19 protein-coding genes and 1 pseudogene are annotated in these 24,013 nt (G+C 69.1%); 8 read left to right on the top strand and 12 right to left on the bottom strand.

Translation table 11 applies throughout. From position 1 onward, the window contains the following. Positions 1–2 precede the first annotated feature (2 nt). The 4 genes from HCA58_RS06725 to moaC are packed head-to-tail and all read right to left on the bottom strand — an operon-like array spanning position 3 to position 2,652. Positions 3–422 (bottom strand): molybdenum cofactor biosynthesis protein MoaE, encoded by a 420-nt coding sequence (locus HCA58_RS06725; protein ID WP_169596873.1) that lies wholly within the window; start codon positions 420–422, stop codon positions 3–5. After that, positions 416–1,642 (bottom strand): molybdopterin molybdotransferase MoeA, encoded by a 1,227-nt coding sequence (locus HCA58_RS06720; RefSeq protein ID WP_346775898.1) that lies wholly within the window; start codon positions 1,640–1,642, stop codon positions 416–418. Before HCA58_RS06720 ends, HCA58_RS06725 begins: the two co-directional genes overlap by 7 nt. 39 nt (positions 1,643–1,681) lie before the next feature. After that, positions 1,682–2,164 (bottom strand): molybdenum cofactor synthesis domain-containing protein, encoded by a 483-nt coding sequence (locus HCA58_RS06715; RefSeq protein WP_169596871.1) that lies wholly within the window; start codon positions 2,162–2,164, stop codon positions 1,682–1,684. Then, the gene (gene moaC / locus HCA58_RS06710; protein ID WP_169596870.1) at positions 2,161–2,652 is read right to left on the bottom strand and encodes a cyclic pyranopterin monophosphate synthase MoaC; all 492 of its coding nucleotides are present in this window, start codon (positions 2,650–2,652) and stop codon (positions 2,161–2,163) included. Before moaC ends, HCA58_RS06715 begins: the two co-directional genes overlap by 4 nt. A gap of 508 nt (positions 2,653–3,160) precedes the next feature. On the opposite strand from moaC, the gene HCA58_RS06705 reads away from it, so the two are divergent. Genes HCA58_RS06705 through HCA58_RS06690 form a run of 4 tightly spaced genes read left to right on the top strand, consistent with a single transcriptional unit; the run spans position 3,161 to position 8,045 of the window. Next, complete coding sequence (locus HCA58_RS06705) at positions 3,161–5,665, top strand: bifunctional diguanylate cyclase/phosphodiesterase (protein ID WP_169596869.1); 2,505 nt, start codon at positions 3,161–3,163, stop codon at positions 5,663–5,665. A 13-nt stretch (positions 5,666–5,678) separates the two neighbouring features. After that, positions 5,679–7,007, top strand: a complete 1,329-nt coding sequence (locus tag HCA58_RS06700; protein WP_169596868.1) for a glycosyltransferase 87 family protein — start codon at positions 5,679–5,681, stop codon at positions 7,005–7,007. After that, positions 7,004–7,636 carry a phosphoribosyltransferase family protein gene (locus HCA58_RS06695; protein WP_169596867.1) on the top strand — a complete coding sequence of 211 codons (633 nt, stop codon included), beginning with the start codon at positions 7,004–7,006 and terminating at the stop codon, positions 7,634–7,636. Before HCA58_RS06700 ends, HCA58_RS06695 begins: the two co-directional genes overlap by 4 nt. A gap of 22 nt (positions 7,637–7,658) precedes the next feature. Next, positions 7,659–8,045 carry a zf-TFIIB domain-containing protein gene (locus HCA58_RS06690; protein ID WP_169596866.1) on the top strand — a complete coding sequence of 129 codons (387 nt, stop codon included), beginning with the start codon at positions 7,659–7,661 and terminating at the stop codon, positions 8,043–8,045. Positions 8,046–8,142: 97 nt separating this feature from the next. Here HCA58_RS06690 and dnaB read toward each other — a convergent pair whose 3' ends face one another. Then, positions 8,143–10,614 carry a replicative DNA helicase gene (gene dnaB / locus HCA58_RS06685; RefSeq protein WP_346775888.1) on the bottom strand — a complete coding sequence of 824 codons (2,472 nt, stop codon included), beginning with the start codon at positions 10,612–10,614 and terminating at the stop codon, positions 8,143–8,145. Between the two features lie 1,596 nt (positions 10,615–12,210). On the opposite strand from dnaB, the gene HCA58_RS23390 reads away from it, so the two are divergent. Continuing rightward, positions 12,211–12,642: a hypothetical protein gene (locus HCA58_RS23390; RefSeq protein ID WP_240955582.1), complete on the top strand. Its 432-nt coding sequence runs from the start codon at positions 12,211–12,213 to the stop codon at positions 12,640–12,642. An 84-nt stretch (positions 12,643–12,726) separates the two neighbouring features. On the opposite strand, the gene rplI is transcribed toward HCA58_RS23390, so the two are convergent. The 4 genes from rplI to rpsF form a co-directional block, all read right to left on the bottom strand. Beyond that, positions 12,727–13,173 carry a 50S ribosomal protein L9 gene (rplI, locus tag HCA58_RS06675; protein ID WP_169596864.1) on the bottom strand — a complete coding sequence of 149 codons (447 nt, stop codon included), beginning with the start codon at positions 13,171–13,173 and terminating at the stop codon, positions 12,727–12,729. Positions 13,174–13,186: 13 nt separating this feature from the next. Further along, on the bottom strand, positions 13,187–13,426 hold the full coding sequence (rpsR, locus tag HCA58_RS06670; protein ID WP_007073789.1) for a 30S ribosomal protein S18: 240 nt from the start codon (positions 13,424–13,426) through the stop codon (positions 13,187–13,189). Positions 13,427–13,467: 41 nt separating this feature from the next. Next, on the bottom strand, positions 13,468–13,977 hold the full coding sequence (locus tag HCA58_RS06665; protein WP_093409371.1) for a single-stranded DNA-binding protein: 510 nt from the start codon (positions 13,975–13,977) through the stop codon (positions 13,468–13,470). A 99-nt stretch (positions 13,978–14,076) separates the two neighbouring features. Next, the gene (gene rpsF / locus HCA58_RS06660; protein WP_093409369.1) at positions 14,077–14,367 is read right to left on the bottom strand and encodes a 30S ribosomal protein S6; all 291 of its coding nucleotides are present in this window, start codon (positions 14,365–14,367) and stop codon (positions 14,077–14,079) included. Positions 14,368–14,875: 508 nt separating this feature from the next. Here rpsF and HCA58_RS06655 point away from each other — a divergent pair. Continuing rightward, entirely contained in the window at positions 14,876–15,667 is a 792-nt protein-coding gene (locus tag HCA58_RS06655; RefSeq protein WP_169596863.1) for a deoxyribonuclease IV, read from the top strand. Next, on the top strand, positions 15,664–17,850 hold the full coding sequence (locus tag HCA58_RS06650) for a hypothetical protein (RefSeq protein ID WP_169596862.1): 2,187 nt from the start codon (positions 15,664–15,666) through the stop codon (positions 17,848–17,850). The genes HCA58_RS06655 and HCA58_RS06650 overlap by 4 nt, the downstream gene beginning before the upstream one ends. Before the next feature lie 19 nt (positions 17,851–17,869). Here HCA58_RS06650 and HCA58_RS06645 read toward each other — a convergent pair whose 3' ends face one another. The 3 genes and pseudogenes from HCA58_RS06645 to HCA58_RS06635 form a co-directional block, all read right to left on the bottom strand. Continuing rightward, the gene (locus HCA58_RS06645) at positions 17,870–19,402 is read right to left on the bottom strand and encodes a glycosyltransferase 87 family protein (protein WP_169596861.1); all 1,533 of its coding nucleotides are present in this window, start codon (positions 19,400–19,402) and stop codon (positions 17,870–17,872) included. 453 nt (positions 19,403–19,855) lie between these two features. Next, positions 19,856–22,525 (bottom strand): annotated as a pseudogene (locus tag HCA58_RS06640) (transglycosylase domain-containing protein); the annotation flags it as partial. A gap of 196 nt (positions 22,526–22,721) precedes the next feature. Beyond that, positions 22,722–23,183, bottom strand: coding sequence for a DUF5318 domain-containing protein (locus tag HCA58_RS06635; protein ID WP_169596859.1), 462 nt, complete (start codon positions 23,181–23,183; stop codon positions 22,722–22,724). 174 nt (positions 23,184–23,357) lie between these two features. Here HCA58_RS06635 and HCA58_RS06630 point away from each other — a divergent pair, with 174 nt between their 5' ends. After that, on the top strand, positions 23,358–23,996 hold the full coding sequence (locus HCA58_RS06630; RefSeq protein WP_169596858.1) for a PadR family transcriptional regulator: 639 nt from the start codon (positions 23,358–23,360) through the stop codon (positions 23,994–23,996). The last annotated feature ends 17 nt before the right edge of the window (positions 23,997–24,013 follow it).

Raw genomic sequence — 24,013 nt, 5'->3', positions numbered from 1 at the left:
GCTCAGGGGCAGTTGACCCACTCTTCGGTGCCGTCGGTGAAGACCTGCCGCTTCCAGATCGGCAGCCGGGCCTTCGCCTCGTCCACCAGCCGTGCACAGGCGGCGAACGCGGCAGCCCGGTGCGCGGTGCTGACCGCCGCCGCCAGGGCCACGTCCCCGATGGTCAGGGGGCCGATCCGGTGCGAGACCGCCACGGCGTAGACGTCAGGGTCGGCGGCGATCTCGGCGGCGACCTCCCGCAGCACCTTCTCGGCGTTCGGGTGGCTTTCGTACTCCAGGCTGGCCACCGATCGCCCGTGGTCGTGATCGCGCACCACCCCGGCGAACGACACCACCGCACCGGCCCGAGGATCGGCGACCGCCACCTCGTGGGCGGCGAGGTCAAGTGGCCGGCCGGTGACGGTGCTGATGACGGTCACCATGCCCGCTCCCCGGGAAGCAGCGGCAGCGGCACGACCGGAACCCGGTCACCCACCGAACCGGTGCCGCCGGGGTCGATCACCGCGAACCCGTCGGCGGCGGCGAGCCCACGCAACATGGCCGAACCGACGTGCCGGACCGGGTGGGCTGTCCCGGCGACCCGATCGAGCCGCACCAACGCCAGGTGGGTGTGGTCGCCTCGACCGGCGACTGGCCCGGTGAGGACGGCGTGCGGAAGGGTCGGCAACGACCGACCGGCGAGCCCCGCGAGGAGCGGGACGACAAGTGACACCAGCGCGATGACTGCGGACTGCGGATTGCCGGGCAATCCGGCCACGAACCGGACCCGCCCGTCGGCACCGACCAGCCGGGCCAGCAGCATCGGGAAGCCCGGACGCACCGCGACCGTGTTCACCACGTATTCCGCGCCCAGCTCCGCGAGCGCCGGATGCAGGTGATCAACCGGACCGTGCATGGTGCCACCGGTGGTGCAGACCAGATCGGCAACTTCCAGAGCTGCGCGCATCGCGGCCACGTGTGCGGGTAGCGTGTCGGCGACCGGACCCACCACGTCGTCCGAGTCGACACGGCAGCCGTACCGGCGTAGCCAACCCGGCACCGCCGGGCCCAGCGCGTCCCGGACCTGCCCGGCACCCGGCGGGCCTGCCGTGAGCAGCTCGTCACCGAAGACCAGCAGCGCGGTCCGGGGCTGCCGGCGTACCCGCAGGGTGTCGAGACCACAGGAGGCGGCCAGGCCGATCACCGCAGGGTCGACAGGTGTCCCGGCCGGCAGCAGCTCCTCACCGACGGTGGCCTCCTCACCGGGCTGCCGCCACTGCGGTGAGGAACGTGGCACGCCGTCGACGAACCCTTCCGGGGTACGCGTCGACTCCTCCACCCGGAGCACCGCCGAGGCGCCCGCCGGCACCATCGCCCCGGTGGCGATCTCGACCGTCGTCCCGTCCTCGGTCAACGGGGCGGGTGCACCACCTGCCAGGACACGCCCGACGACCCGCCACGGGCCGGTGCCACGCACCGCCCAGCCATCCACACTCGACGTCGGGAACGCCGGCAGGTCGGTTCGCGGGGTGAGCGGTTCGGCGAGGGTGTGCCCGTCGGTCTCGGCGAGTGGCAGCTCGACGGCGGGCAGCACGGCGGCCAGGCCGGCCGCGTACACGAGGGATCGGGCGTGCGCCCAGGGGGCCGGCGGCGACGCGGAGATCTCGTCGGTGGAGGCGGTTTCCGTTCTCACCGGCCGAGCCTAACCGGCCGTCCGGTGGTCGCCACCGCGCAACTGATCGACGGTGTGGGCCAGGATCGGTCCCAGCACTGCGAGGCCGTCCCGCGCCCCGCCGGTCGAACCGGGAAGGTTGACCACGAGCGTGCGGCCAGCCACACCCGACAACCCGCGGGACAGCGCGGCGGTGGGCACCTTGTCGCGGCTGTACGCGCGGATCGCCTCGGCGATGCCGGGGATCTCGTAGTCGAGGAGGACCCGGGTCACCTCGGGCGTACGGTCGGTGGGGGTGACCCCGGTGCCACCGCTGGTGAGCACCACGTCGACGCCGGCCGCCACAGCCGCCGAGACCGCCTGACCGACCGGATCGCCGTCCGGCACGATCAGCGGCTCGTCGACCGTGCAGCCCAGCTTCCGCAGGCCGGTGACGAGGAGCGGTCCGCTGGTGTCGGGGTAGACACCGGCGGCGGCACGGTTGGAGGCAACCACCACCCGGGCGCGGATCACGTGCGGTCCTCGGGTCGTTCCCACGGACCGGTCTTGCCGCCCTCCTTGCGCAGCACCCGAACCGCGTCGATGCTGGCCGCTGGATCGACGGCCTTGACCATGTCGACCAGTGCCAGCCCGGCGACCGCGACGGCGGTCAGCGCCTCCATCTCCACCCCGGTGCGGTCGGCGGTGCGGGCGGTGGCGGTGATCTCGATCGTGTCGTCGGTCAGCACCAGCTCGACGGTGACGCCGTGCAGGGCGATCGGATGGCACAGCGGGATCAGGTCGGGAGTGCGTTTGGCGCCCATGATCCCGGCCAGCCGCCCGACCGCCAGGGCATCGCCCTTGGGTAACCCCTCACCACGAAGCAGATCGATGACCTGCCGGGTGGTACGCAGCCGACCGGCGGCTGTCGCCGCACGACCGGTGACCTGTTTGGCGGAAACGTCGACCATGCGTGCCGCGCCAGCGGTGTCGACGTGGGTGAGTTGGGCTGGTTCGGTCACGGTCGCGAGCCTATCCCCGTCGTACGACAGTCGTTCTGTCCCATCCGACATTGCACTGCGCCGATGCGCCCGGAGGCATCGTAGATATGCCCGACCGCATTCAAGAGATCACTGTGCGCAGCTCAGCGCCATCGCCACCCGGTATGTTGCACTCGGCCGCTGCTCGGCTCGACCGAAGCGGCGTGGACGAATGACACTCCCGGACACACTCGATCGACCAACATTCCAGGTACGGGCAGGGGAAGTCTCGCCCGCTATTGAACAGTCAGTCAAGAGGGTGAGACGGAACGTGATTCCACCTCTCCATATTGGCCTATTATGCGCATAAAGACATGAATTATAGTTAAACGACCTTAAGCGCCCCTAGTGTCTGGCAGAACGAAGCAGTCAGATTCAGCTGGAGGTCGAGATGAACTCGCACGAATGGAGCTGATCCTCCTGCCGCGGCCAGGGGCGCGGCGAGTACGCTTGCGGAGCGCAACGCCCCGGTGACGAATGGGGATGATGCTTGGCTCTGCAGGCCCGACAGACCGGGACCGAACAGCGGCTCCTGCTGCTCGTCGGTCTCGTCGTCGTTCTGGCTGGGTTCGCCGGTGCGGTCTCCGTCGCTCACCTGCCCAGCTACGACGCGATCACGGCAACCGTCACCTGGGCCACCCTGATCTCCCTCGTCGCGGTCGGTTACGTCGTCAAGGTCAGGGTTCGCATCCGCTCCACCAACCACGACATCGCCTGGACCGAGACGGCGATCGTGATCGGGCTCGCGGTGTCACCCGCCTCCGTGGTCGTCCTCGCCACCGGCTTCGGCATGGCGATCGCCACCACCGTGGCCGGCATTTCGCCGATCAAGAAGGCGTTCGGCATCGGCAAGAACATGCTCGTGGCCACCGCCGCAGGCCTGATACTCGAAATGTTCGAATGGTCCGCTACCGGATCAGGTTTCACGGCTACCGCGATCCCCCTCGCGGTGGCCTACCTCGTTGCCGTGCTGCTCGACGAAATTGTCACCCTGCCGGTCATCTCCCTGGCGACCGGCACCTCTCTGCGTGCTCTGTTCCGCGAGGACTGGGGGATGCGTATCAGCGCGGCCATCGCCCGCCTCGTCGTCATCATCAGCACGGTGCTACTCATCAACATCGACGTGCGGCTCCTCCTAGCGGTGCCCCCGTCGGTGCTCAGCCTCCACCTGCTCTACTCGGCGAGGATCCGCTCCCGCACCGAGCAGCAGGTGTGGCAGCGTCTCGCCCAGACCACCGACGCACTCAACGTGGTCGAGTTGGATGAGGTCCTCACCACCGCGGTCACCCGGGCCGCGGAACTCTTCTCCGCCGACGAGGTGGAGGTCGAGCTACGCGACGACGACCGGGTGGTACGCGGTGGTCCCGACGGAGTCAGCTACGACGGATCCACCGACGAACCCACCGTCATCCAGGGTGCAGTCATCCCCGTCCGCCTGGAAGGGCACGACAAAATCGTCGACGTGGGCGTGCTGCGGCTGCGTTTCCGCGGGCCAGTGAACCTGTCCGAGCGCGAGCACTACACACTGCACACCTTCGCCTCCGCGCTCTGTACCGCCATCCGCAACGCCCAGGCGTACGCCGAACTCGCCCGGGTGGCCCAGGCACACGCGCACGACGCGACGCACGACGCGCTCACCGGCCTGCCGAACCGGCGCCACCTGCTCGACGCAGGCAACGACCACCTGGCCCAACGGCACGCTGACGGAGTGACCGCGCTGGTGCTGGTCGACCTGAACCACTTCAAGGAGGTGAACGACACCCTCGGCCACACCGCAGGCGACCGGATGCTGTCCGCCGTAGCCGAACGGCTACGCGCCGCCGCCCACGCTGAGGACCTGGTCGCCCGGCTCGGCGGCGACGAGTTCGCCGTACTCCTACGCGCCCTGCCCGCCCCCGCGGTGGCCGCGCATCGAGCCGAGGCACTGCTGGCGGCACTGCATGAACCCTTCGACATCGACGACATGCGGATCAACGTGGAGGCGAGCGGTGGCATCGCCGTCGCTGGCGTCGGCGGCGGCATGGTCGAACTGCTTCGCCGCGCGGACGTCGCCATGTACCAGGCCAAGCGGGCAGGTCAACGGCTGGCCAGCTACGCCTCCGCCCGGGACACCGCCGACCTGGGTCGCCTCACGCTCGGCGGAGACCTGACCCGGGCCGTGGCCGACCACGAATTCACCGTCAGGTTCCAGCCGATCGTCGACCTCGGCACCGGTGAGGTCATCGCCGCCGAAGCCTTGGCCCGGTGGCACCACCCCACCCACGGCATGATCGACCCGCTGCGTTTCCTGGAGACCGTGGAGCGCTCGGGCCTGCTGCCCGCCTTCGCCGAAGCGATCCTCGACCAGGCCCTGATCGCCGCTGGCACCTTTGGCGACGCAGGCTTCGACGTACCCGTGACGGTGAACGTCTCTCCCCGCAGCCTGCTCGATTCCCGGTTCCCCGACTCGGTCCTGGCCCGGCTGCGCGCCCACGACCTGGCGCCTGATCGGCTGATCCTGGAACTGACCGAAACCCTCACCCTCAGCCAGTTCGACGTGGTCGACAAGGTCCTCACCCGGTTGCGTGAAGCCGGCGTCCGACTCGCCCTGGACGATTTCGGCACCGGCTACTCCTCGCTCTCGCTGCTCTCCCGAGTCGCGGTGCACCAGCTGAAGATCGACCGGAGCTTCGTCACCGCCATGGAGTCATCCGCCGAGGCCGCCGCGATCATCCGCTCCACCCTCGATCTCGGTCGCAGCCTCGATCTCACCGTGGTCGCCGAGGGGGTGGAACGGGAGGCGCAGCGACACGTGCTGTGGGAACTGGGCTGTACCGCCGGCCAGGGTCATCTTTTCGCCCGCCCACTAGCGGCCGGGACATTGCTCTCCACCCTCCAGCGGGGTACCGGTGGCCGGAGCGGCTGCCTGGCGGTCGCCCTGCACGACGCCGGGGCGGTGGTTCGGCTACCGCACGGGCGGCGACAGGCCGGCCGGGGCCGCCACCAGCCCGCCTGACAGACTTGCCCGGGTGAGCACCACCACCCCGACCCGCCGCCGTCCCGGGTGGTGGTGGCGCCGGATCGACACCGCCGCCGGAGGTCTCGCACTCGACCTCGGCCTCTACGCTGCTTCTGCCGCCTTCGCCGCCGTCACCGCGGCCACCTCCACCCTCCCGCCACACCGGGCCTGGGGCGGTCTCGCCGTGCTCGGCTACCTCGGCGCGGCGATCATGGCGCTCGGCCAACTCCTGCTGCGGCGGTACCGGCCCGGATCACCGCTGGCCGGGCTGCCCGCACGTTGGCTGGTAACCGTCCTGAACTGGGCCGCCGTAGCCCTGCTGCCGCTGGTGTGGCAGAGCGTCCAGCGCGCGGCGGGACGCACCGACCGGGCGCAGGAGGAGGTGCTCGTCGTCGAGGAATCCGGGCAGCGGCTGGCAGAGACCGGCACCCCCTACCTGGGACCGGACGCCATCGCCGCGCTGCCGCCCGACGAGCAGCTGCTCGGCTACACGCCCTACCAACCGGCGATGGCACTGTTCGGCCTGCCCCGCGTAGCCACCGACGCGTGGTGGAGCGACGCCAGGGTCTGGTTCGCCATCGGCACCACCCTCGCTCTCCTGCTCGCCGTCCGCGCCCTATGCCGATCCGACAGTGCAGCCGAGACGGCCGGGAACCAGGCCGCCGTGCTACGCGGAGTACAGGCAGCCACTGTCCTGCCGATCTGCGCGCTGACCCTTGCCACCGGCGGCGACGACCTGCCCGTACTCGCCCTCTGTCTGCTCGCCCTCGCGCTCGCCGCCACCGGACGCCCCGGCTCGGCGGGTCTCGCGGTCGGGTTCGCCGGTGCGCTCAAACTCTTCGCCTGGCCGGTCGCCGCCGTCCTGGTCATCTGGGGTGTCCGCCGACGGGCTGGGCTACGGGTCGCCGTCGGTGCACTCGGCCTACCTGCCGCCGCGCTGCTGCCCAGCCTGGTGGTGGATCGGACCGCCCTGGCGGAGAACGTGTTGCGTTTCCCCCTCGGGCTCGGCCTGGTCTCCAGCCCGGCGCAGTCCCCCTTCCCGGGTCGCCTGATCGCGGATGCCCTGCCGGCGGGTCGGGGCGTGGCTGCGGCATTGCTGGTCGCCGCCGCAGTGGGGATCGCTGTCCGGCTCGTCCGCCGCCCGCCGCGCACGGCCCGCACGGCGTCGCTCGTCTGCGGGTACGGGCTGCTCGCGGCGATCCTGCTGATGCCCAGCACACGGTTCGGGTATCTGCTTTATCCGGTGGCGTTTCTCGCCTGGGCAGCCGCACTCGACATCGCCGGGATCCGCCAACCAGCCACCGAAGACAGCCCGCAGGGCGTAGACCTGAGGACATGACCAGCTACCGCGACCGCACCGAGGCAGGCCGGACGCTCGCCGACCGCCTCACCGCCCTGATCGGTGAACCGGACGTCGTCGTGTTGGGCCTGGTACGCGGTGGCGTGCCGGTTGCCCGGGTCGTCGCCGAACGCCTCGGCGCACCACTCGACGTGCTGGTGGTCCGCAAGCTCGGCATGCCGTGGGCTCCCGAGGTCGCCTTCGGCGCGCTCGGTCCGGCTGGCGTCCGCGTGGTAAACGACATGGTCGCCGGCCAGCTCAGCCACGACGACATCACCGACGTGCAGCGTCGGGAACAGGCGGAACTGGATCGGCGCGAACAGCTCTACCGGGCCGGGCGTCCGGCCCTCAGCTTGGCCGGCTGCACCGCCGTCATCGTTGACGACGGGCTGGCGACCGGGGCGACCGCCCGGGCCGCTGTGCAGGTGGCCCGCCGTCTCGGTGCCCGTCGGGTGGTGGTCGCCGTACCGGTCGGTGCCCAGGAGGCGTACGAGATGCTAGCCGCCGAGGCCGACCAGGTGATCTGTGCCCAGCGACCGCCTGCCTTCACCGCTGTCGGGGCGTACTACGACGATTTCCACGAGGTCTCCGACGACGAGGTGACCGAAGCGCTGACCGCGACCGCGTAGGCCGACCAGGTACCGTCGGGTCATGAGCCTGACCTGTCCCAAGTGTCACGGAGAAATGCGTCAGTACGAGCGCAGTGGCGTCGTCATCGACCAGTGTGGCGAGTGCCGGGGGATCTTCCTCGACCGAGGCGAGTTGGAGAAGCTGTTCGAGGCCGAAGCCAACTGGAGCGCACAGCAGGCTCCCGTCGCCCCGCCGCCGGCCCAGCACGCGCCCCAACCGGGCGGCTACCGGCCGCCACCTCCGCCGCAGCACCAGCCGGGCTACGGCGCCGTGCCACCACCGCCGCCACCGCCGCACGGCTACCCGGCTCCGGCTCCTGCCTACGGCCACAGCCAGCAGCACTACGGCTACCACGGGCACTACCGCCGAAAGAAGCGCAAGAGCTTCCTCGACGACATGTTCGGCTGAGCAGCACATCTCTGGGTGACCGGGCCGCCCGACCTGTCGGCCCGGTCAGCCCGCCGCATCCCGGTCGTGCTGGCCGTAGGGATCCGACTTTGGCCGGTCAGACGATCGCCATGTCCACGAAGCGCGACAGGTGCAGCTGAGCGGCAACGGTCACCGTGTCGGTAGGACCGTTCCGGTGCTTGGCGACGATGAAGTCCGCCTCGCCTGCGCGCGGCGACTCCTTGTCGTAGTAGTCGTCGCGATGTAGGAGTATGACAACGTCTGCATCCTGCTCAATCGAGCCAGATTCCCGCAGATCCGACAACTGCGGGCGCTTGTCGGTGCGTTGTTCCGGGCCACGATTCAGCTGACTGACCGCGATCACCGGGCACTCGACCTCCTTGGCCAGCAGCTTGAGACCTCGGGACAGGTCCGCGACCTCCTGCTGCCGACTCTCGGTACGCTTCGGCGAGGTCATCAGCTGGAGGTAGTCGACCACGATCAACTTGAGGTCGTGTCGCTGCTTGAGCCGGCGAGCCTTCGCTCGGATCTCCATCAGGTTCATGCTCGGGGTGTCGTCGACGAACAGCGGCGCCTCGCTGATCTCGCCCATACAGCGGGCCAGCTTCGTCCAGTCGTCATCGGAGAGTTGCCCGCTCCGCAACACGTGCAGCGGCACCCGCGCCTCGGCCGAGAGCAGCCGCATGACGATCTCGACCTTGCTCATCTCCAGCGAGAAGATCGCGGACGCCTGGTTGGCGCGGATCGCGGCGTTACGCGCGAAGTCCATGCTCGCAGTGCTGTTGTGCGTGGGTATCATCGACCGGCCGGCCAGGTAGAGGTGGTCATCGTTGTCGACCGTGACGCACCGCACAGGGACGCTCGGCACCCGTCGCACATCGACGATGTGCCGGACCGGGGCATCCGCGTGCCGGCGTATCGCGTGCAGCTCCCGCTTCCCGGCCAGCCGGAACACCTCGTCCGAGGCCGAGAAGGTCACGGTGAGGGCCGTCGAGTTCTCGGCAGCGCCGTCGACTCGCCGACGGCTCATCGAGCATCGGTAACCCAGGCTGACGACAAGCTCGTACACGTCCTCGGCGATGCACTCCGAGGCGGTGGTGAACTGCACGTGCCCAGACGGGGTGACGGTACCGTCGGCGTCGAGCAGACCAGCCAGCAACTCCCGCCGCTGCCCCTCCGACCCGCGGAGGTAGCACTGCGGAATGTGCCTGTCGTGCAGGACACCGGCGGCTCGAAGCAGCTGGGACAACGAGTCAGGCGACCGGCGACACGACGAGCCGTGAACGGCACCGTCCGAGGCGACGTCGACGCTGCCGCCTTCGGCGTACCGTGCGACCTCCGGAGCCGCCGACATGGACTGCGCGCCTACCGGCTGCCCATCGCCCAACCACACCCCAAGCGTGTAAGGGGAGATCGGCAGGTCCGCACGGACGGGCAGGGAAAGCGGACGAGCGTTCGTCACTGCGTGGTTCGCGCGCCCGTCGACCGGATGCCGCAGTGTCGCAGCGATGTGCCCGGTGGTGACGGCCCGGTGTACGGCTGCCACCTCGGTGCGTGCCGAGGCATCCCCCCGGTAGCGCCGCCCGAACTCCTCCTGTCGGAGGTTCGAGGCTCTGGCGGTCGTCGTCCAGAGGTGCTCGGCATCGGCGACGATGACCGAACCGTCGGAGAACTCGACCTCGTAGCAGGGCCTGCCGTAGCGCGTTTCGAAGGCGTGGGTGACGGTCGTGGCTTCACCGTCAGCGCCGAGAAGCTGATCGCCTACCCGTACCGCACCCATTGTGGTCCAGCCGGTCGGGGTCGGCAGTGGTGTGTCGAGTGCCAGCGCCTTTCCCAGACCAGGCCGTCCGGCCACGATGACCAGCTGCCCGGCGTGCAGTCCGTTGAGTAGTCGGTCCAGGTCGGTGAAGCCGGTCGGTACGCCGGTCATCACGCCACCCTGGGCACCGACCGCCTCGATCTCGTCGAGCGTCGGTTGCAGCATGTCGGCCAGGATCGCGAAGTCCTCGCTGACCCGACGCTCCGTGACGTCGTAGACGGCCTGCTGGGCCAGATCGACGATGTCGTCGACGTCCCGGCTGCCGCCACTCGCGGTGCCGTAGCCGAGTTGGACGATCCGGGTACCGGCCTCGACCAGGCGCCGGAGCACCGCGCGTTCGCTGACGATCCGGGCGTAGTACGCGGCGTTCGCAGCGGTCGGCACGCTGGCGATCAGCGTGTGCAGGTACGGTGCACCACCCACCCGGGCCAGATCTCCGGAGTCGGCGAGCGCCGCCGCGACGGTGATCGCGTCGGCCGGCTCGCCCCTGCCGTAGATCTCCAGGATCGTGTCGAAGATGGTGGCGTGCACGGGCCGGTAGAAGTCGTTGGTCTTGAGGATCTCGACGACGTCGGCGATGGCGTCCTTGGACAGCAGCATGCCACCCAGGACGCACTGCTCCGCGGCCACGTCCTGGGGCGGGGTCTTGTCGAACTGACCGTCACGTGGCCCGTTGCCGGGCTGCTGACCGCCGCCCTGGAATGGCTCCGATCGCCTGTCGTCGGTGACCGACACCGGGCCCCCCTCCACTGCGTCGGATCGGTCCCAGGCACACTGCCCGGGGTGCGACTACGTCGACCGGCCGCTTCGATCGGGGGCCATCGGGTCGGCAGGTCGTGGCAACGATACGGACTCCGAGGTCAGCCGCTCAACCGAGGCGGTGGACGAGCCTCGGGACAACCTGTGGACTCAGGCGGACAACCATGTGCGCAGCGTGTGTACAGGGTGTGGATATCGAAGGGAAAACCCTGCGCTGCAAGCACCTGACCTGCGTAAACCCTTTCCACAGCCTGTGGAAAAAATCCCGGGTAGGGCTTTGTCCTGAACCTCCCGTAAGATCGGTGGCCTACGGCTACACCTGGACAGCGGATTGTACGTTCGGTTGAGAAGGGTCACGCTCCAGCCGTGAGTTACCGGGACTGGACACGCGGGGAGGATGGCCCGCGCCAGCGGCGACCGATCGCTTCGTGGGCCGAGCCCGTCGAGGAGTCACCGGCCGAACGTTACGACTCGGCAGTCGATCGCTACCGCACCCCGAGTCGTCGGCGGGCGATCGAGCGTGGCCAGGAGGAGCCCGCCGAGCCGTATCTGCCGCGCTGGGCGCTGGAGTCGGGCATCAGCAGCGTCGACGGTGGCGGTCGACATGCTGCGCCGGACGACGACGATCACCGGCCGCGTTACGGCGACGGCAGCCGGCGATCGTCAGGGGTCTACCGGAGTGACCGCCGGCAACATTCTCGTGAGTCTGACTGGCGTGACCCGCCGTCACGCGCCATCGCCTCGTCGTCCGCAGCGGCTCCGCAGTCCGACCACACCCGCGAGTGGACCTCCGACCGACCGCAGGAGGAGGGGTACGTCGGCAGCCGTCGCGCGGACGCCGAGAACGACCCGGTCTCGGGTGCGGCGCCACAGAGTCGGCCGCGCCGCGCGCAGTCCCGCCGCCGCCAGGTGACCTGGTCCGGCCTGGAGGACGAGGATCAGCAGACCTCCGATTCTGAACCAGCCGTCGATCCGACGCCACGACGTCGACGGCGAGCGCCAGAGCCGGCACCAGGTCCGGCCGTGGATCCCTGGCAGCGGGCAGCGGAACCGTGGGAGCGGGCAGCGGAACCACAGCCGGAACCACGACGTCCTGCGGTCGATCCGTGGGACGCCTCTGGCCTGTACGCCTGGGAGCCACGGAGCGCTCCGGATCGTCGAGCCGACGCCGGCCCGGCCGACCCGTGGGCTGCCGACAGCACGAGCCAGTGGCTTCAATCGTCGGCCTCCGAGCAGTGGTCGGAGGCGGACAACACAGGCCAGTGGGACCGTGATCCCGAAATCGATCGACGGAGACAGCCGGACCGGAACAGGTGGGAGGACTACTCCGAGCCGGACCACTGGGATCGTACGGAGCGCCCACGGTCAGGTGGTGCGCCTGACACTCAACAGCGGTCGTATGGCACCCGGCCGGAGCCGGAGCCGGACACCTCCTGGCCGGATACCCGGTTGGCCCGTGACGATCCGCGTTGGGTGGACACGTCCGCGTCGGCGCCCCGCTCGCCGGTGGTGGGCTATACGGCACCGCGTCCCCGCTCGGCACCCCGGCGTCGTACCGCGGCGGTCCAGCAGCCTCAACCAGTCGGCATGGCAGCGGTACGCCGCCGCATCGAGTCGGTGGGCGACACGAGCTGGAACCGCCGGTTGGAAGACGACCTGCTCGACCCCGATCCAGGTGGTCCCTGGCTGCCCCTGCTCTACACTGCGGCCTGTTACGTCCTACCCGCGGTTGTGGTCTTCGTCTGGCTGCTGACCCTGGACGGGGCGCCGCCGGTGGGCTGTGTGACCGACATCAGTGGTGGTGGGTGTGAGTCACCTCGGGCGCGGGCGTTCGGCGCAATGGTGGGCGGGATGCCACGGTTTGGCATGGCCCTGGCCAGCAGCGTGGCGATCGCGACGTTGCTTCGTAGGGTGGGTACGACCTGGCGTCCCACCACTGTGGCGCTCGCGGCCGCCGTGGTGGGGGGCGGCCTCTCGACGGTGATGATCAGCGCGGTGACCGGTGAGCCCATCGGTTGACCGGGTCGCTGACGCACAGCGACGCGGGGCCCGCACCGTCCGTCGTCCGTCGGTGCGGGCCCCGCGTCGTTCGCCGGCCGGGTCTCAGCCCTGCACGACGTTGAGGCTGAACGAGGCGGTCACCTCGGGGTGCAGCTTGATTCGCACGGGGTGCGAGCCGATCGACTTGATGTGACCGGTGACCTCCAGCCGCCGCCGGTCGAGGGCCGGGCCGCCAGCCGCCTTGACAGCGTCAACGATCTCGGCCGGGGTGACCGAGCCGAAGAGCCGGCCACCTTCACCGGCGCGGGCCTTCATATTGACCTTGAGGGCCTCGAGCTGCGCCTTCACCTCGTTGGCGTGGTCCAGGTCGCGGATCTCGCGGGCCGATCGGGCCCGCTTGATGAGGGTGACCTGCTTCTCCGCACCCTTGGTCCAGGCGATCGCGAAGCCCTGCGGGAGCAGGTAGTTACGGCCGTAGCCGTCCTTGACCTCCACGATGTCGCCCGGGGCACCGAGCCCGGACACCTCCTGAGTCAGGATGATCTTCATGTCGGTGCCTCTCTCAGCGGGCCGTCGCGGTGTACGGCAGGAGCGCCATCTCACGGGCGTTCTTGACCGCACGGGCGATCTGCCGCTGCTGCTGCGAAGTGACGCCGGTCACCCGCCGAGCACGGATCTTGCCGCGATCGGAGATGAACTTGCGCAGCAGCGCGGTGTCCTTGTAGTCGATGTAGGTGATCCCGTCCTTGTCGAGCGGGTTCACCTTCTTCTTCGGCTTGCGCAGTGCCGCAGCCTTCGCCATTGCTCTTGCTCCTGGTTTACGATCACGGGCGCTCGGCGCCATTAGAACGGAGGCTCCTCGTCGAAGTTGCCGCCACCCGAACGTGAGGGGGCCGGTGCGGCCGAAGCCCAGGGGTCGTCGAAGTTGCCTCCGCCGCCCTGGCCACCGCCGCCACCACTACCGAAGCCGCCGCCACCGCCGCCGGACCGGGACATCTTCTGCACCTTCGCCGTGGCGTAGCGCAGTGACGGGCCGATCTCGTCGACCTCCAGCTCGATGACGGTGCGCTTCTCACCCTCGCGGGTCTCGTACGACCGCTGACGCAGCCGACCCGAGACGATCACGCGGGCGCCGCGCTGTAGCGACTCCGCCACGTGCTCCGCAGCCTGTCGCCACACGGTGCACGAGAGGAACAGCGGCTCGCCGTCCTTCCACTCACCGGATGCCTTGTCCATGAACCGGGGCGTCGAAGCGACCCGGAACTTGGCGACTGCGGCACCGGAGGGGGTGAACCGCAACTCGGGGTCGTCGGTCAGGTTGCCGATGACCGTGATGGTGGTGTCTCCTGCCATGACCAACTCCTCGCGCGCTCATCCGTTCCGTCGTACAGGTTCGCAGAACCCTCCGACAGTGACGGTGAGGCTGATCCGGATGGGGCCGGGGTGGGTTTGTTAGCGCATCTCCGGCCGGAGGACCTTCGTGCGCAGCACGGACTCGTTGAGCCGCAGCTGGCGGTCCAGCTCGGCCACCGCCTCCGGCGTCGCCTGGAGGTCGATGACGGCGTAGATGCCCTCGGCCTTCTTGTTGATCTCGTAGGCGAGGCGTCGGCGGCCCCACACGTCGGTCTTCTCCACCGACCCACCCGCGGTCCTGATCACGTTCAGGTACGTGTCGAGCGACGGGGCGACGGTGCGCTCCTCGAGGCTGGGGTCGAGGATCACCATGATCTCGTAATGACGCAAGACGTGCTCACCTCCTGTGGGCTATGCGGCCACGGTCCTTCCGTGGCAGGAGGTCGTGCGTCGTGGCCCGTGTCGGTACCGGGAGGACCCGGCCTGTACGGACAACCGGACCAGAATACCCGGCCCGGACGATCACCATCACCGAGGTGACCCGTGAACGACGAACCGGGGGTCCACACCGACGTCGCTGTCGGCGCGGACCCCCGGCCACGGGCCGCGGGGCGCCCGGTCCGCATTCCTTGGGTGGGACCTGGGGAGGAACGACCACACCGATGAGGTTGGACCGGAGACGCCCCGCGGAGCTTTATTCCGTTGTTACCCGACGTTATCGCGAGGACCGTGCTTACGGGGGCAAATCCTGGAATTACCGACAATTCCCCTAGCAGCTCTGGTCGGGTCGACTCGACCAGCCGGTCCAACAACACCAACGACCGCCATCGGTGCCGGTGACGCGGCCGGAAAGCAGGCGTCACCCCGGTCGTCGGTACCGGGACGTAGGCTCGCCTGCATGCGTATCGGAGCCCACGTCGATCCGACCGACCCGCTGGCGGAGGCGACCGCCCGAGCGGCGAACGCCGTGCAGTTCTTTCTCGCCGACCCGCAAGGTTGGCAGGCACCGCAGCCCCGCGCCGATGCGGCAGCGCTCAACGACGCCGAGGTCGACGTCTACGTGCACGCGCCGTACGTCATCAACGTCGCCACCGGCAACAATCGCATCCGGATCCCCAGCCGCAAGCTACTGCTCGCGCACGCGAAGGCGGCCACGGCGATCGGCGCCAAGGGCCTGGTGGTACACGGCGGGCACGTCAACGCCGGCGACGACCCGGCCATCGGGTTCGACAACTGGCGCAAGGCCCTGTCGTACGCGACCGAGTCGGGAGGTTTCGAGCTTCCGCTGCTCATCGAGAACACCGCCGGCGGCCAGAACGCCTGCGCCCGACGGCTCGACGCGCTCGCCCGGCTCTGGGACGCCGTCGGTGACTACGAAGTCGGATTCTGCCTGGACACCTGCCATGCGTACGCCGGCGGGGAGGAACTGCTCGGTCTGGTCGATCGGGTGAAAGCGATCACCGGTCGGGTCGACCTGGTGCACGCGAACAACTCCAAGGACAGGTTCGGATCAGGGCGGGATCGTCACGACAACCTGCCGGGCGGGACCATCGACCCGGAACTCCTCGTCGCGGTGATCCGCGCGGCGGACGCACCGGTCATCGTCGAGACACCCGGCGGCGTCGAGGGGCAGGGCAGCGACATCGCCTTCCTGCGCGGGCAACTGGACGGGAAGACCGGAGCACGATGACCACGGACCAGTCCGCCCCCGGTCCCAAGCCGACCTCCCACGATGCCCGGGCCACCGACGAGCCGGCACCCGGCGCCGAACCGCAGAGTCGGCCCGTCCCGGATGAAGCCGTCCCGCCGGGCGTCGCCAACGATGCCGACCAGAGTGCGTTCACCGGGAACGATCCGGCCGACACGGCTCGCACCACGCGACGACGCACCGGCACCGACGATGCTCCTGGCAGGAATGCCGGCACCCGGACGGGTCCGGCGGCTGCCCTGAAGAACGACGAGTCGGCCAGTGCCGCCGACGACCAGGACGGATACGAGGACGAGGCGTCGAAAGGCGAGGCTCCGCGAAGGGCCGAGGGCCGGCAGCAGGCGGACGACACTGGCAAACCCGCCGGCACCTCCGTGGAGGCCGGGGGCAGGCCCGACCCGTGGGCCGCTTTCGGGCCCGCACCCGAGCCGGTACTGACCCGGTACGGGCGGTTGGGCCGGCACATCGGTCGGCTGCTGATCCACGAGTGGACGGTCGCCGCCGTCGCCTCGGTGGCCCTGGCCGTGCTGATGACCTGGCCGACGCTGCGTTACCCGGCACACACACTGCCGCAGGACTACTGGGACCCTAGCCTCCAGGCCTGGCAGATGGCCTGGTCCGGGCACATCCTGCTGACCGAGCCGGCCCAGCTCTGGCACGCCAACGCCTTCTTCCCCGAACGGTGGAGCTTCGCCTTCTCCGACACCCTGCTCGGGTACGCACCAGCCGGCATGATCGGTACCGGTCCCGAGGCAGCCCTGGTCCGTTACAACATCATGTTCGTGCTGGCGCACGCCCTCGCCACCTTCGGCGCGTACGTGCTGGCCCGGCAGCTCGGCGCGAGCCGCACGGGTTCCGCGGTGGTCGGTACCGCATACACCTACGCGCCGTGGCTGCTGTCCCAGGCCGGCCACCTGCATGTCGTCTCCAACGGCGGCATTCCGTTGGCGCTTGCCCTGCTGGCCCGAGGGCATGGTTGGTCGCTCCGGCACGGATACCGACCGGAGCGCCGGCACGTGGGCTGGGTGTACGCAGGCTGGCTGGTAGCCGCCTGGCAGCTGAGCCTCGGATTCGGTATCGGACTGCCGTTCGCGTACGTGCTCGCCGGTACGGTGCTGGTTTCCGTCGTCCTCTGGTACGCGAAACGGATCTTCTGGCGACTCAGACGCCCCTTCGGCCAGCGGTTGTTCGTCGCCGACCTGATCGGTGGGCTGGTCTTCGGCGGGGTGGGCGTGCTGATGGCCATCCCGTACTTCACCGTCACACAGTTGCACCCGAATGCGGAGCGGACGATCGGTGACATCGCCATCTTCTCGCCGCCCGCGACCGGTTTCGTCACCGCCCCTGCCGAGTCCCGCCTCTGGGGCGGGCTGCACGAAGGGGCCCGGTCGATGCTGCCGTGGCCTCCGGAGATGACCCTGCTACCCGGCTTCGTGCTCTACGCGCTGGCCCTGGGCGGCCTCTTCTTCTCCATCTGGAAGGTACGGCAACGGCTCCTGCTACTCGCCGGGGTGACGGTCGCGATGATCCTATCGATGGGCACCGAGTTCTTCGGGGGTCACTTCACCTACGCTCCGCTCTTCGACCACCTACCCGGCTGGAGCGGCATCCGGACACCGAGCCGCTTGATGCTGTGGGCCACGCTGCTGCTCGGACTTCTCGCGGCAGGGGCGGTGAGCGCGTTCGCCGAGCGGGTCCGGGAGATCTCCGCCGAACGAATCCCCTCCTGGCCCAGCCCCTGGCTGCGCCTGGCGACCCTGGTGCCGCTGCTGCTGGTCGTCGCCGAGGGCACCAACATGACACCCCACCCGGTGGTGCCGACGCAGCCGGCAGCGATGCGTTCGGTCGACGGCCCGCTGCTCGTCCTGCCCAGCGGGCAGAACCACGACCAGCCGGTCATGCTGTGGTCGACCACGCGGTTCCAGGACATCGTCAACGGAGGCAGCGGTTTCACTCCGCGTCAGCTGGACGACGTACGTCGGATCACCATGACCTTCCCCGACCAGACCAGCGTCGACTACCTGCGCACCCTGGGCGTACACAACGTCCTGGTGCTCCGCTCCGAGATCGCCGGAACCCCGTGGGAGGTGAGCGTCGATGCACCGGTCGACGGCCTGGGCATCACCCGCGAGGAGATCGACGACGTCGTCGTCTTCCGCCTCTGAACGGGTGCCGGTCACCGGTTCACGCGGCAGTTGCGGCGGGCGATGAGGGCTGCTCGGCGGGTGGGCGGCGGCTTCGCCACCGGTCCAGCCAGGGCGCGTCGGGGGCACCGTCGAGCAGGCCGCCGTCCGGGTCGTCGGTGTAGGTGCTACGTACCGCGTCCTGCTCCGGGTTGAGGACCTCGCGTACCACCAGGACGACCAGGGCGACCACGGCGGCCAGACGCAGGCTCGCGGCGAAGACGAAGACGCCCTCCGGGAACACCGGCGTGCCGGTCGACGCGCCGAGCAGTTGACCGTAGAAGGCGATGAAGTAGCAGACCTCGGCGGCCTGCCAGATGAGGAACGCCCCCCACCTGGGCCGGGCGAGCACCACGAGCGGCAGCAGCCAGAGCACGAACTGCTGCGACCAGACCTTGCTGAAGATCAGGAAGGCGGCGACCACCAGGAAGGCGAGCTGGGCGAGTCGGGGACGGCGCGGCGCCAGCAGCGCCAGCACACCGATGCCGAGGCAGGCCAGTCCGAAGAGGGCGTACGACACGTAGTTGAGCGTGGGAATGTTGGCGTCGAGCCACTGGAACGGTCCGATGCTGGCCGGGTCGCCGAACTTCCCGTCCAGGTAGCGGCCGATGTACCAGAAGGTGCCCCAGTCGATGGGACGCGTGGTGTTCAGCTCGAAGAAGCGGTCCCAGTTGTCCCGGTACGGGATCGCCACCGGCACGTTCACCAGCACCACCGTCACCGCGGCAGTGCCGATCGACAGCAACGCGGCTCGGATCCGGTTCGCACGTATCGCCAGCACCAGGATCGGCCCGAGGAGGAACAGTGGCCACATCTTCGCCGCGCCGCCGAGCCCGAGCAGCACCCCGGAAAGCGCCACGAGCAGCGTACCGTTCCGGCCCGCCCCGGAGCGTGCCCAGGCCAGCAGGCCCAACGCGCCGAGCCCGATGGCGAGGAAATCCCAGTTGACTGTGGCGGTGAGCAGCAGGGCAGGGGCGAGAGCGAAGAGCGCGGCATCCCACGGGCGTCGACGGCGCAGCGCCAGGATCACCGCGACGGTGACCACCGCCAGCGCGCCGAGCACGATCGCGTTCAGGTTGTAGAACCACTGGCCCTGGTTCATGTCGGGGTTGCCTTCACCGGCCGAGTGGACCGGCAGGCCGAGCGCACCCATGAAGTAGCCGGTCAGCACCGGATACTCGACCGGGTGATCCCGGTAGGGCACCGCCCCCTCGTTGAGCCGTTCCGCGTAGTAGAGCGCCAGCACGTCGGTGTAGCAGAAGCGGGTGTACTGCTCGTTGTCCACCCACGCGCCGTCCTGGCAGGGCGACTTCTGCACCCAGTGCAGGGTCAGCGTGAGGCAGGTCAGCGCCAGTACGATCCGCACCGCAGTCCAAATCCGATTCTCCGCGCCGACAGGGCGGTCGCGGGCTACCGCATGGTCACCCAGCGGACCACCGATCAGCCCGGAGAGCCCACGGACGAAGCCGTCGGAGCGGGACGGGTGATCGGGGGCACCCGATTCATCGATGCCTGGCGTCGACTTCGTGCTCATGACCGTGCATCCTGCCGTATCCGGCGACAGCGTTGAAGCCGAAACCACAGCGATTCCTGAGGTGCTTCCGCCTGTCACGTCGGCACGTCAGCCTCTGGACCGCCGAGCGACGCTCGTTGACCAACGCTCGTCGCTCGTCAGATGCGGCACGCCGCAGTACTGCCGAGCACCGGAAACATGGACGTACCGCAACTGGAGAGCACGATGGGCGGCCGGAGATTCGCCGGCCGCCCATCGTCGAAGCGGAAGCTACTCCCGCAATGTCGCTCTAGGCAACGGCAAACCGCCGCCTCCACCACCCGACCGTTGGTCATCCTCGGATTGATTGGAATCGTTGTCGCCGTCGTTCCTGCCGTCGTTCCCCCCATCGTCCCCGCGGTTGTTGCCACCACCGGTGATCTGGCAGAAGAAGTCGAGCGGGTTGCAATCCTGCTGGTTGTCGCCGTCCGACGTGGGCGGCGGCGCGGGTGCCTCGCCGTTGCCGGCGTCCTGGTCGCCAACACCGCTGACGTCGGGCAGGTCGGACGGGTCGTAGCCCTTCAGTGCGTCGTCCATGTACCGCTTCCACAGCGCGGCCGGGAAGCTGCCACCACCGATGTCCTTGCCGTTGTTGTCGACGATCGTCGGTTTCTTCGGGTCACGGCTGCCGATCCAGACGGCGGTGGCCACGTTCTCGTCGTAGCCGACCATCCAAGCGTGGGCGTTACGCGGAGTGCCGTTGTACTCCCAGGTTCCGGTCTTGCCGGCAGCCTCGCGACTCACCAGGTTGGCGTTGTTCTTGCCGGGGATCTCCTTGAGCACGGCGGTCACCTCGTCGGCCACCTCCGGTCGGATCACCTGCTGCGGCTTGAGCTTCTCGCCGGTGCCGCTCACCTTTTCCCATTCACCGGTGGCCTTGTTCTGCTTCTCCACCGTCCGGACGAAGTGCGCCTTGTTGTACTTGCCCTGGTTGGCGAGGGTGGCCAAGCCGTTGGCGTGGTCCAGCACGGTGATCGGGTACTGGCCGTAACCAATCACCCGGTCGAACTTCTTGCGTCCGAGGTCCTCGGGCTCATGCTTGGTCAGGTCGTACGGCTCAGGTGGGTCCACGGTCCACATGGTGCGGATGCCGGCTCGGCGGGCCATGTCGATGACCTTCGCCTCACCGATCTCTTCGGTCAGGTGGAAGAACGGCACGTTGTACGACTGCACCGTCGACTCCTGCAGGGTGCAGTTCTTGCCGCAGCTGGCGTTCCGGCCCGCGTTCTGGACCTCGTAGTCACTGCCCTCAGGCTTGAACGGGGTCGAGTCCCAGCGCGACTTCACCGAGATGCCGGCGTCGATCGCCGCGGCCAGGGTGTAGACCTTGAACGACGAGCCGGGCGGATGCCCGCCGACGAGGTCACCGTTCTGGTTGGTGTTCAGGCCGGCGTAGTCGAAGTCCGCGCCGCTGTCGCCGCCGTAGTAGGCGAGCACCCGCCCGGTCTTCGGGTCGACGGAGACCACCGCCGCCATCAGGTTGTCGGGTTGCGGGCTGAGCACCGAGCCCTTGCGGTCCGGCTGAGCCGCCTCCTCCAACGCCTTCTGCATCTTCGGGTCGATGGTGGTGGTGATCCGGTACCCACCCTCACGCAGTTCATTGACGCAGGTGGGCTTGTCTGGTTCCCCGGACTCGGTACAGATGCCCCACTCAGCCATCTCCTTGCGGACATAGTTGATGACGTTGCCCTTGGGAGTGGCGACGCCGAAGCCGTTGTTCTCCTTCGACTTCTGGACCTTCGGGTATTCGGTCGGTCGCTCCGGCGTGTCCGGGGTGTTCAGCCAGCCCTCCTCGACCATCCCGCTGATGACGTACTCCCACCGGGACTTCGCGTCGACCTCGTTGACGTCCGGGTCGAAGCCCTGGTGGGTGGCGCTGGGCTCGGGCTGCTTGATCAACGCGGCGAGCACCGCGCCCTGCGCCACTGTCAGCTTCTTGGCGGTGGTGTTGAAGTACGTCTGGGCCGCCGCCTCGACGCCGTACGCGCCACGGCCGAAGTAGATCACGTTGAGGTAGTTCTCCATGATCTGGTCTTTGGTGAAGTTGTCGTTCAGCTTCGAGGCGAGGATCGCCTCCTTCACCTTCCGCGCGTAGCTGTCGTCCTGAAGGTTCTCGTAGGCGTTGCGGGCGTACTGCTGGGTGATCGTCGAGGCACCCTGCTTGTCACCGCCGGAGAGGTTGTTCCAGGCGGCCCGGGCGATGCCCTTGTAGTCGACGCCCGAGTGCCGGTAGAAGTTCCGGTCCTCAGCGGCGGCGACGGCGTCGCGCACATGCTGCGGAATGTCGTTGATGGTGACGAAAGTGCGGTTCTCGTTGCCGAGCTTGGCCACGAGGGTCTTGCCGTCCTTGGCGTAGACCTCGGTGGACAGCGGCAGCGGGATCTCCTTGGGCAGCACCACGTTCGTCGAGTAGTAGGTGAACCCGACCACGCCGATGCCGGCCAGCATGATGAACACCGCGAATCCAGCGATCAGCATGTTCATTCGCTTACGCTTACGGGCCCGGGCTGCCGCACCCGCGTCCCGGCCACCTCGACCGAACCCGGCCGGTCCGCCGGGTCCGCCAGGTCCGCCGGGTCCGCCGACGCTTGCCCGGGCCACTGCGGCGCGACCGCCGACACCGGCTACGGACGCCGAGCCGACACTGGCCCGACCGGCCGATGCCGCGCCCACAGCTGCGGCACCGACCGAGGCGCGACCCGGGCCGGCCGGTGAAACCGGCACCGACGCACGGCCGGCGCGACCCGGTGTGGGTGTGACCGGCACCGAGGCACGGCCCGGGGCGGCTGGCGAGACCGGCACCGAGGCACGGCCGGGGCCGGCCGGTGAAACCGGCACCGACGCGCGACCGGAGCCGGGCCGGTTGACCGGTGCCGCCCCGGCGGCGCCGGTCGGCGGCGGAACGGTCGCCGAACCGCCGACCGAGGCGCGTCCGCCGACCGAGGCGCGGGCCGACGGGCCGGGTGTCTGCGGCCCGGTCGACCAGTTGACTCCGCGCGGTTCACCATCCGGGCGGCGGTACGCGTCGTCCGCCTGCCCCGAGTCGTCCTGGCCGGGAATCCAGCCCTGGCCGCGCGAGGATCTGGGATCGCCGTACGAGTTCATTCCTCACACCCTGCCGTCGCGGTGGGGCGCGGTCGCGCCGCCACCGGTTTGCCGTGAGTTGTGACACCTGGGCACCCGACACGGGGGTGTCGTGGCACCAGTGCCAGATCCGCATCAATCGGACTATTCAGACCTACAAGCTGTCGGTCGCCCCATCCGCGTTGCACGCGACCGGGGCTGGCCGATCGAGCTCGAATCACTGTCGCGCCTCTCGCCTTCGCCGCACACCCGTTCCGTCGGCGGTCATGCCACTCGCCTCACCGTGCTCCGGGTCGTCGTCGACGACGCCGGTCAGACCATCCCGCCCGAGCAGGTACTGCTCGACGAGATGGTTCCAGTCGCAGCCGAGGCACACCTCCACCACGAAGACCTGGAACTCACGCAGCGTCATCGCCAACATGGCCAGCTCCGCCACACTACGGGCTTGGCCGGCCGACTGCTTGAGTTCGTCTCCGTAAATGTAGTGGACCCGGGTGAGGTTCTCGCTGCGGCAGATCGGACACCGCTCCTCGGTGGGCTCGCCGTGGAACCGAGCCGCGTTCTTCAGGTAGGGCGACGCATCGCACAGGTCATAGGTGCCGGCTCGGCCGGCGAGAAGTTCACGCAGCGCCGCTCGCTTTCGAAGCGAGTAGTCGACGACCTGGCGCTGCGTACGCATGCGGGAAAGGGTACGCGGTCTGTTCTGGCGAGGCGACCACCGTGACGATCCGTGACTGGGACACATCGCATCGGGAGTTTGCCCAGACTGGAACGAGAGGCTACGGTGCGATGTATCGGTCCGATACATCGTGGTGGTTGGCGCTCCACGCACAGGGTAAAGGGAGGGTGGCCGGTGCTCGAACTCGCCATCCTCGGCCTGTTGCAGGAGGCACCGATGCACGGCTACGAGCTACGTAAGGAGCTCACCGCCAAGCTCGGGGCGATCCGCGCCGCCATCAGTTACGGCTCGCTCTATCCGACCCTGCGCCGGCTGCAGGCGGCGGGATGGATCACCGAGGCCGACGAGACACCCGCCACCGCCGAGGAGGTTCCCGCGCTGACCAGCCGACGAGGTCGGGTGGTCTACACCATCACCGCGGAAGGAAAAGAGCGCTTCGCCCAGCTCATCGCACAGACCGGGCCGGAAACATACGGCGACACCGGCTTCGGTGTGCACTTCGCGTTCTTCTCCCGAACCGACCGGGCGACCCGACTCCGCATTCTGGAAGGTCGCCGCCGCACGATCGAGGAACGTCGCGAGGGCCTTCGCGACATGCTGGGCCGGGCGGCCGAGCGCCTCGACGCGTACACCCTGGAGCTGCAGCGCCACGGCCTGGAGGCCTGTGAGCGTGAGGTCCGCTGGCTGGAGGAGCTCATCGCCAATGAGCGCTCCGGCCGTGCCCCGACGGTCCCGGTTGACGGGACGGCCGGCGGCCCACGACAAGACAAAAGCCCGCCTCCGCCTGGTGAGACCAGGACAGAGCGGCCGTGACAAAGAAGAAGGAGGCA

Origin of the sequence: Micromonospora sp. HNM0581, from assembly GCF_012726175.1 — a bacterium.
Taxonomy (GTDB): Bacteria; Actinomycetota; Actinomycetes; order Mycobacteriales; family Micromonosporaceae; genus Micromonospora.
Note: the sequence above shows the minus strand (reverse complement) of the source record. Positions and strands in the feature narration are given on the sequence as shown.

Coding starts and splice junctions, on each gene's coding strand:
- HCA58_RS06645 (WP_169596861.1), bottom strand. CDS start 19,402: ATGAGCACGAAGTCGACGCCAGGCATCGATGAATCGGGTGCCCCCGAT.
- HCA58_RS06695 (WP_169596867.1), top strand. CDS start 7,004: ATGACCAGCTACCGCGACCGCACCGAGGCAGGCCGGACGCTCGCCGAC.
- HCA58_RS06690 (WP_169596866.1), top strand. CDS start 7,659: ATGAGCCTGACCTGTCCCAAGTGTCACGGAGAAATGCGTCAGTACGAG.
- rpsR (WP_007073789.1), bottom strand. CDS start 13,426: ATGGCGAAGGCTGCGGCACTGCGCAAGCCGAAGAAGAAGGTGAACCCG.
- HCA58_RS06635 (WP_169596859.1), bottom strand. CDS start 23,183: ATGCGTACGCAGCGCCAGGTCGTCGACTACTCGCTTCGAAAGCGAGCG.
- HCA58_RS06725 (WP_169596873.1), bottom strand. CDS start 422: ATGGTGACCGTCATCAGCACCGTCACCGGCCGGCCACTTGACCTCGCC.
- HCA58_RS23390 (WP_240955582.1), top strand. CDS start 12,211: ATGGCAGCGGTACGCCGCCGCATCGAGTCGGTGGGCGACACGAGCTGG.
- HCA58_RS06650 (WP_169596862.1), top strand. CDS start 15,664: ATGACCACGGACCAGTCCGCCCCCGGTCCCAAGCCGACCTCCCACGAT.
- HCA58_RS06665 (WP_093409371.1), bottom strand. CDS start 13,977: ATGGCAGGAGACACCACCATCACGGTCATCGGCAACCTGACCGACGAC.
- rplI (WP_169596864.1), bottom strand. CDS start 13,173: ATGAAGATCATCCTGACTCAGGAGGTGTCCGGGCTCGGTGCCCCGGGC.
- HCA58_RS06655 (WP_169596863.1), top strand. CDS start 14,876: ATGCGTATCGGAGCCCACGTCGATCCGACCGACCCGCTGGCGGAGGCG.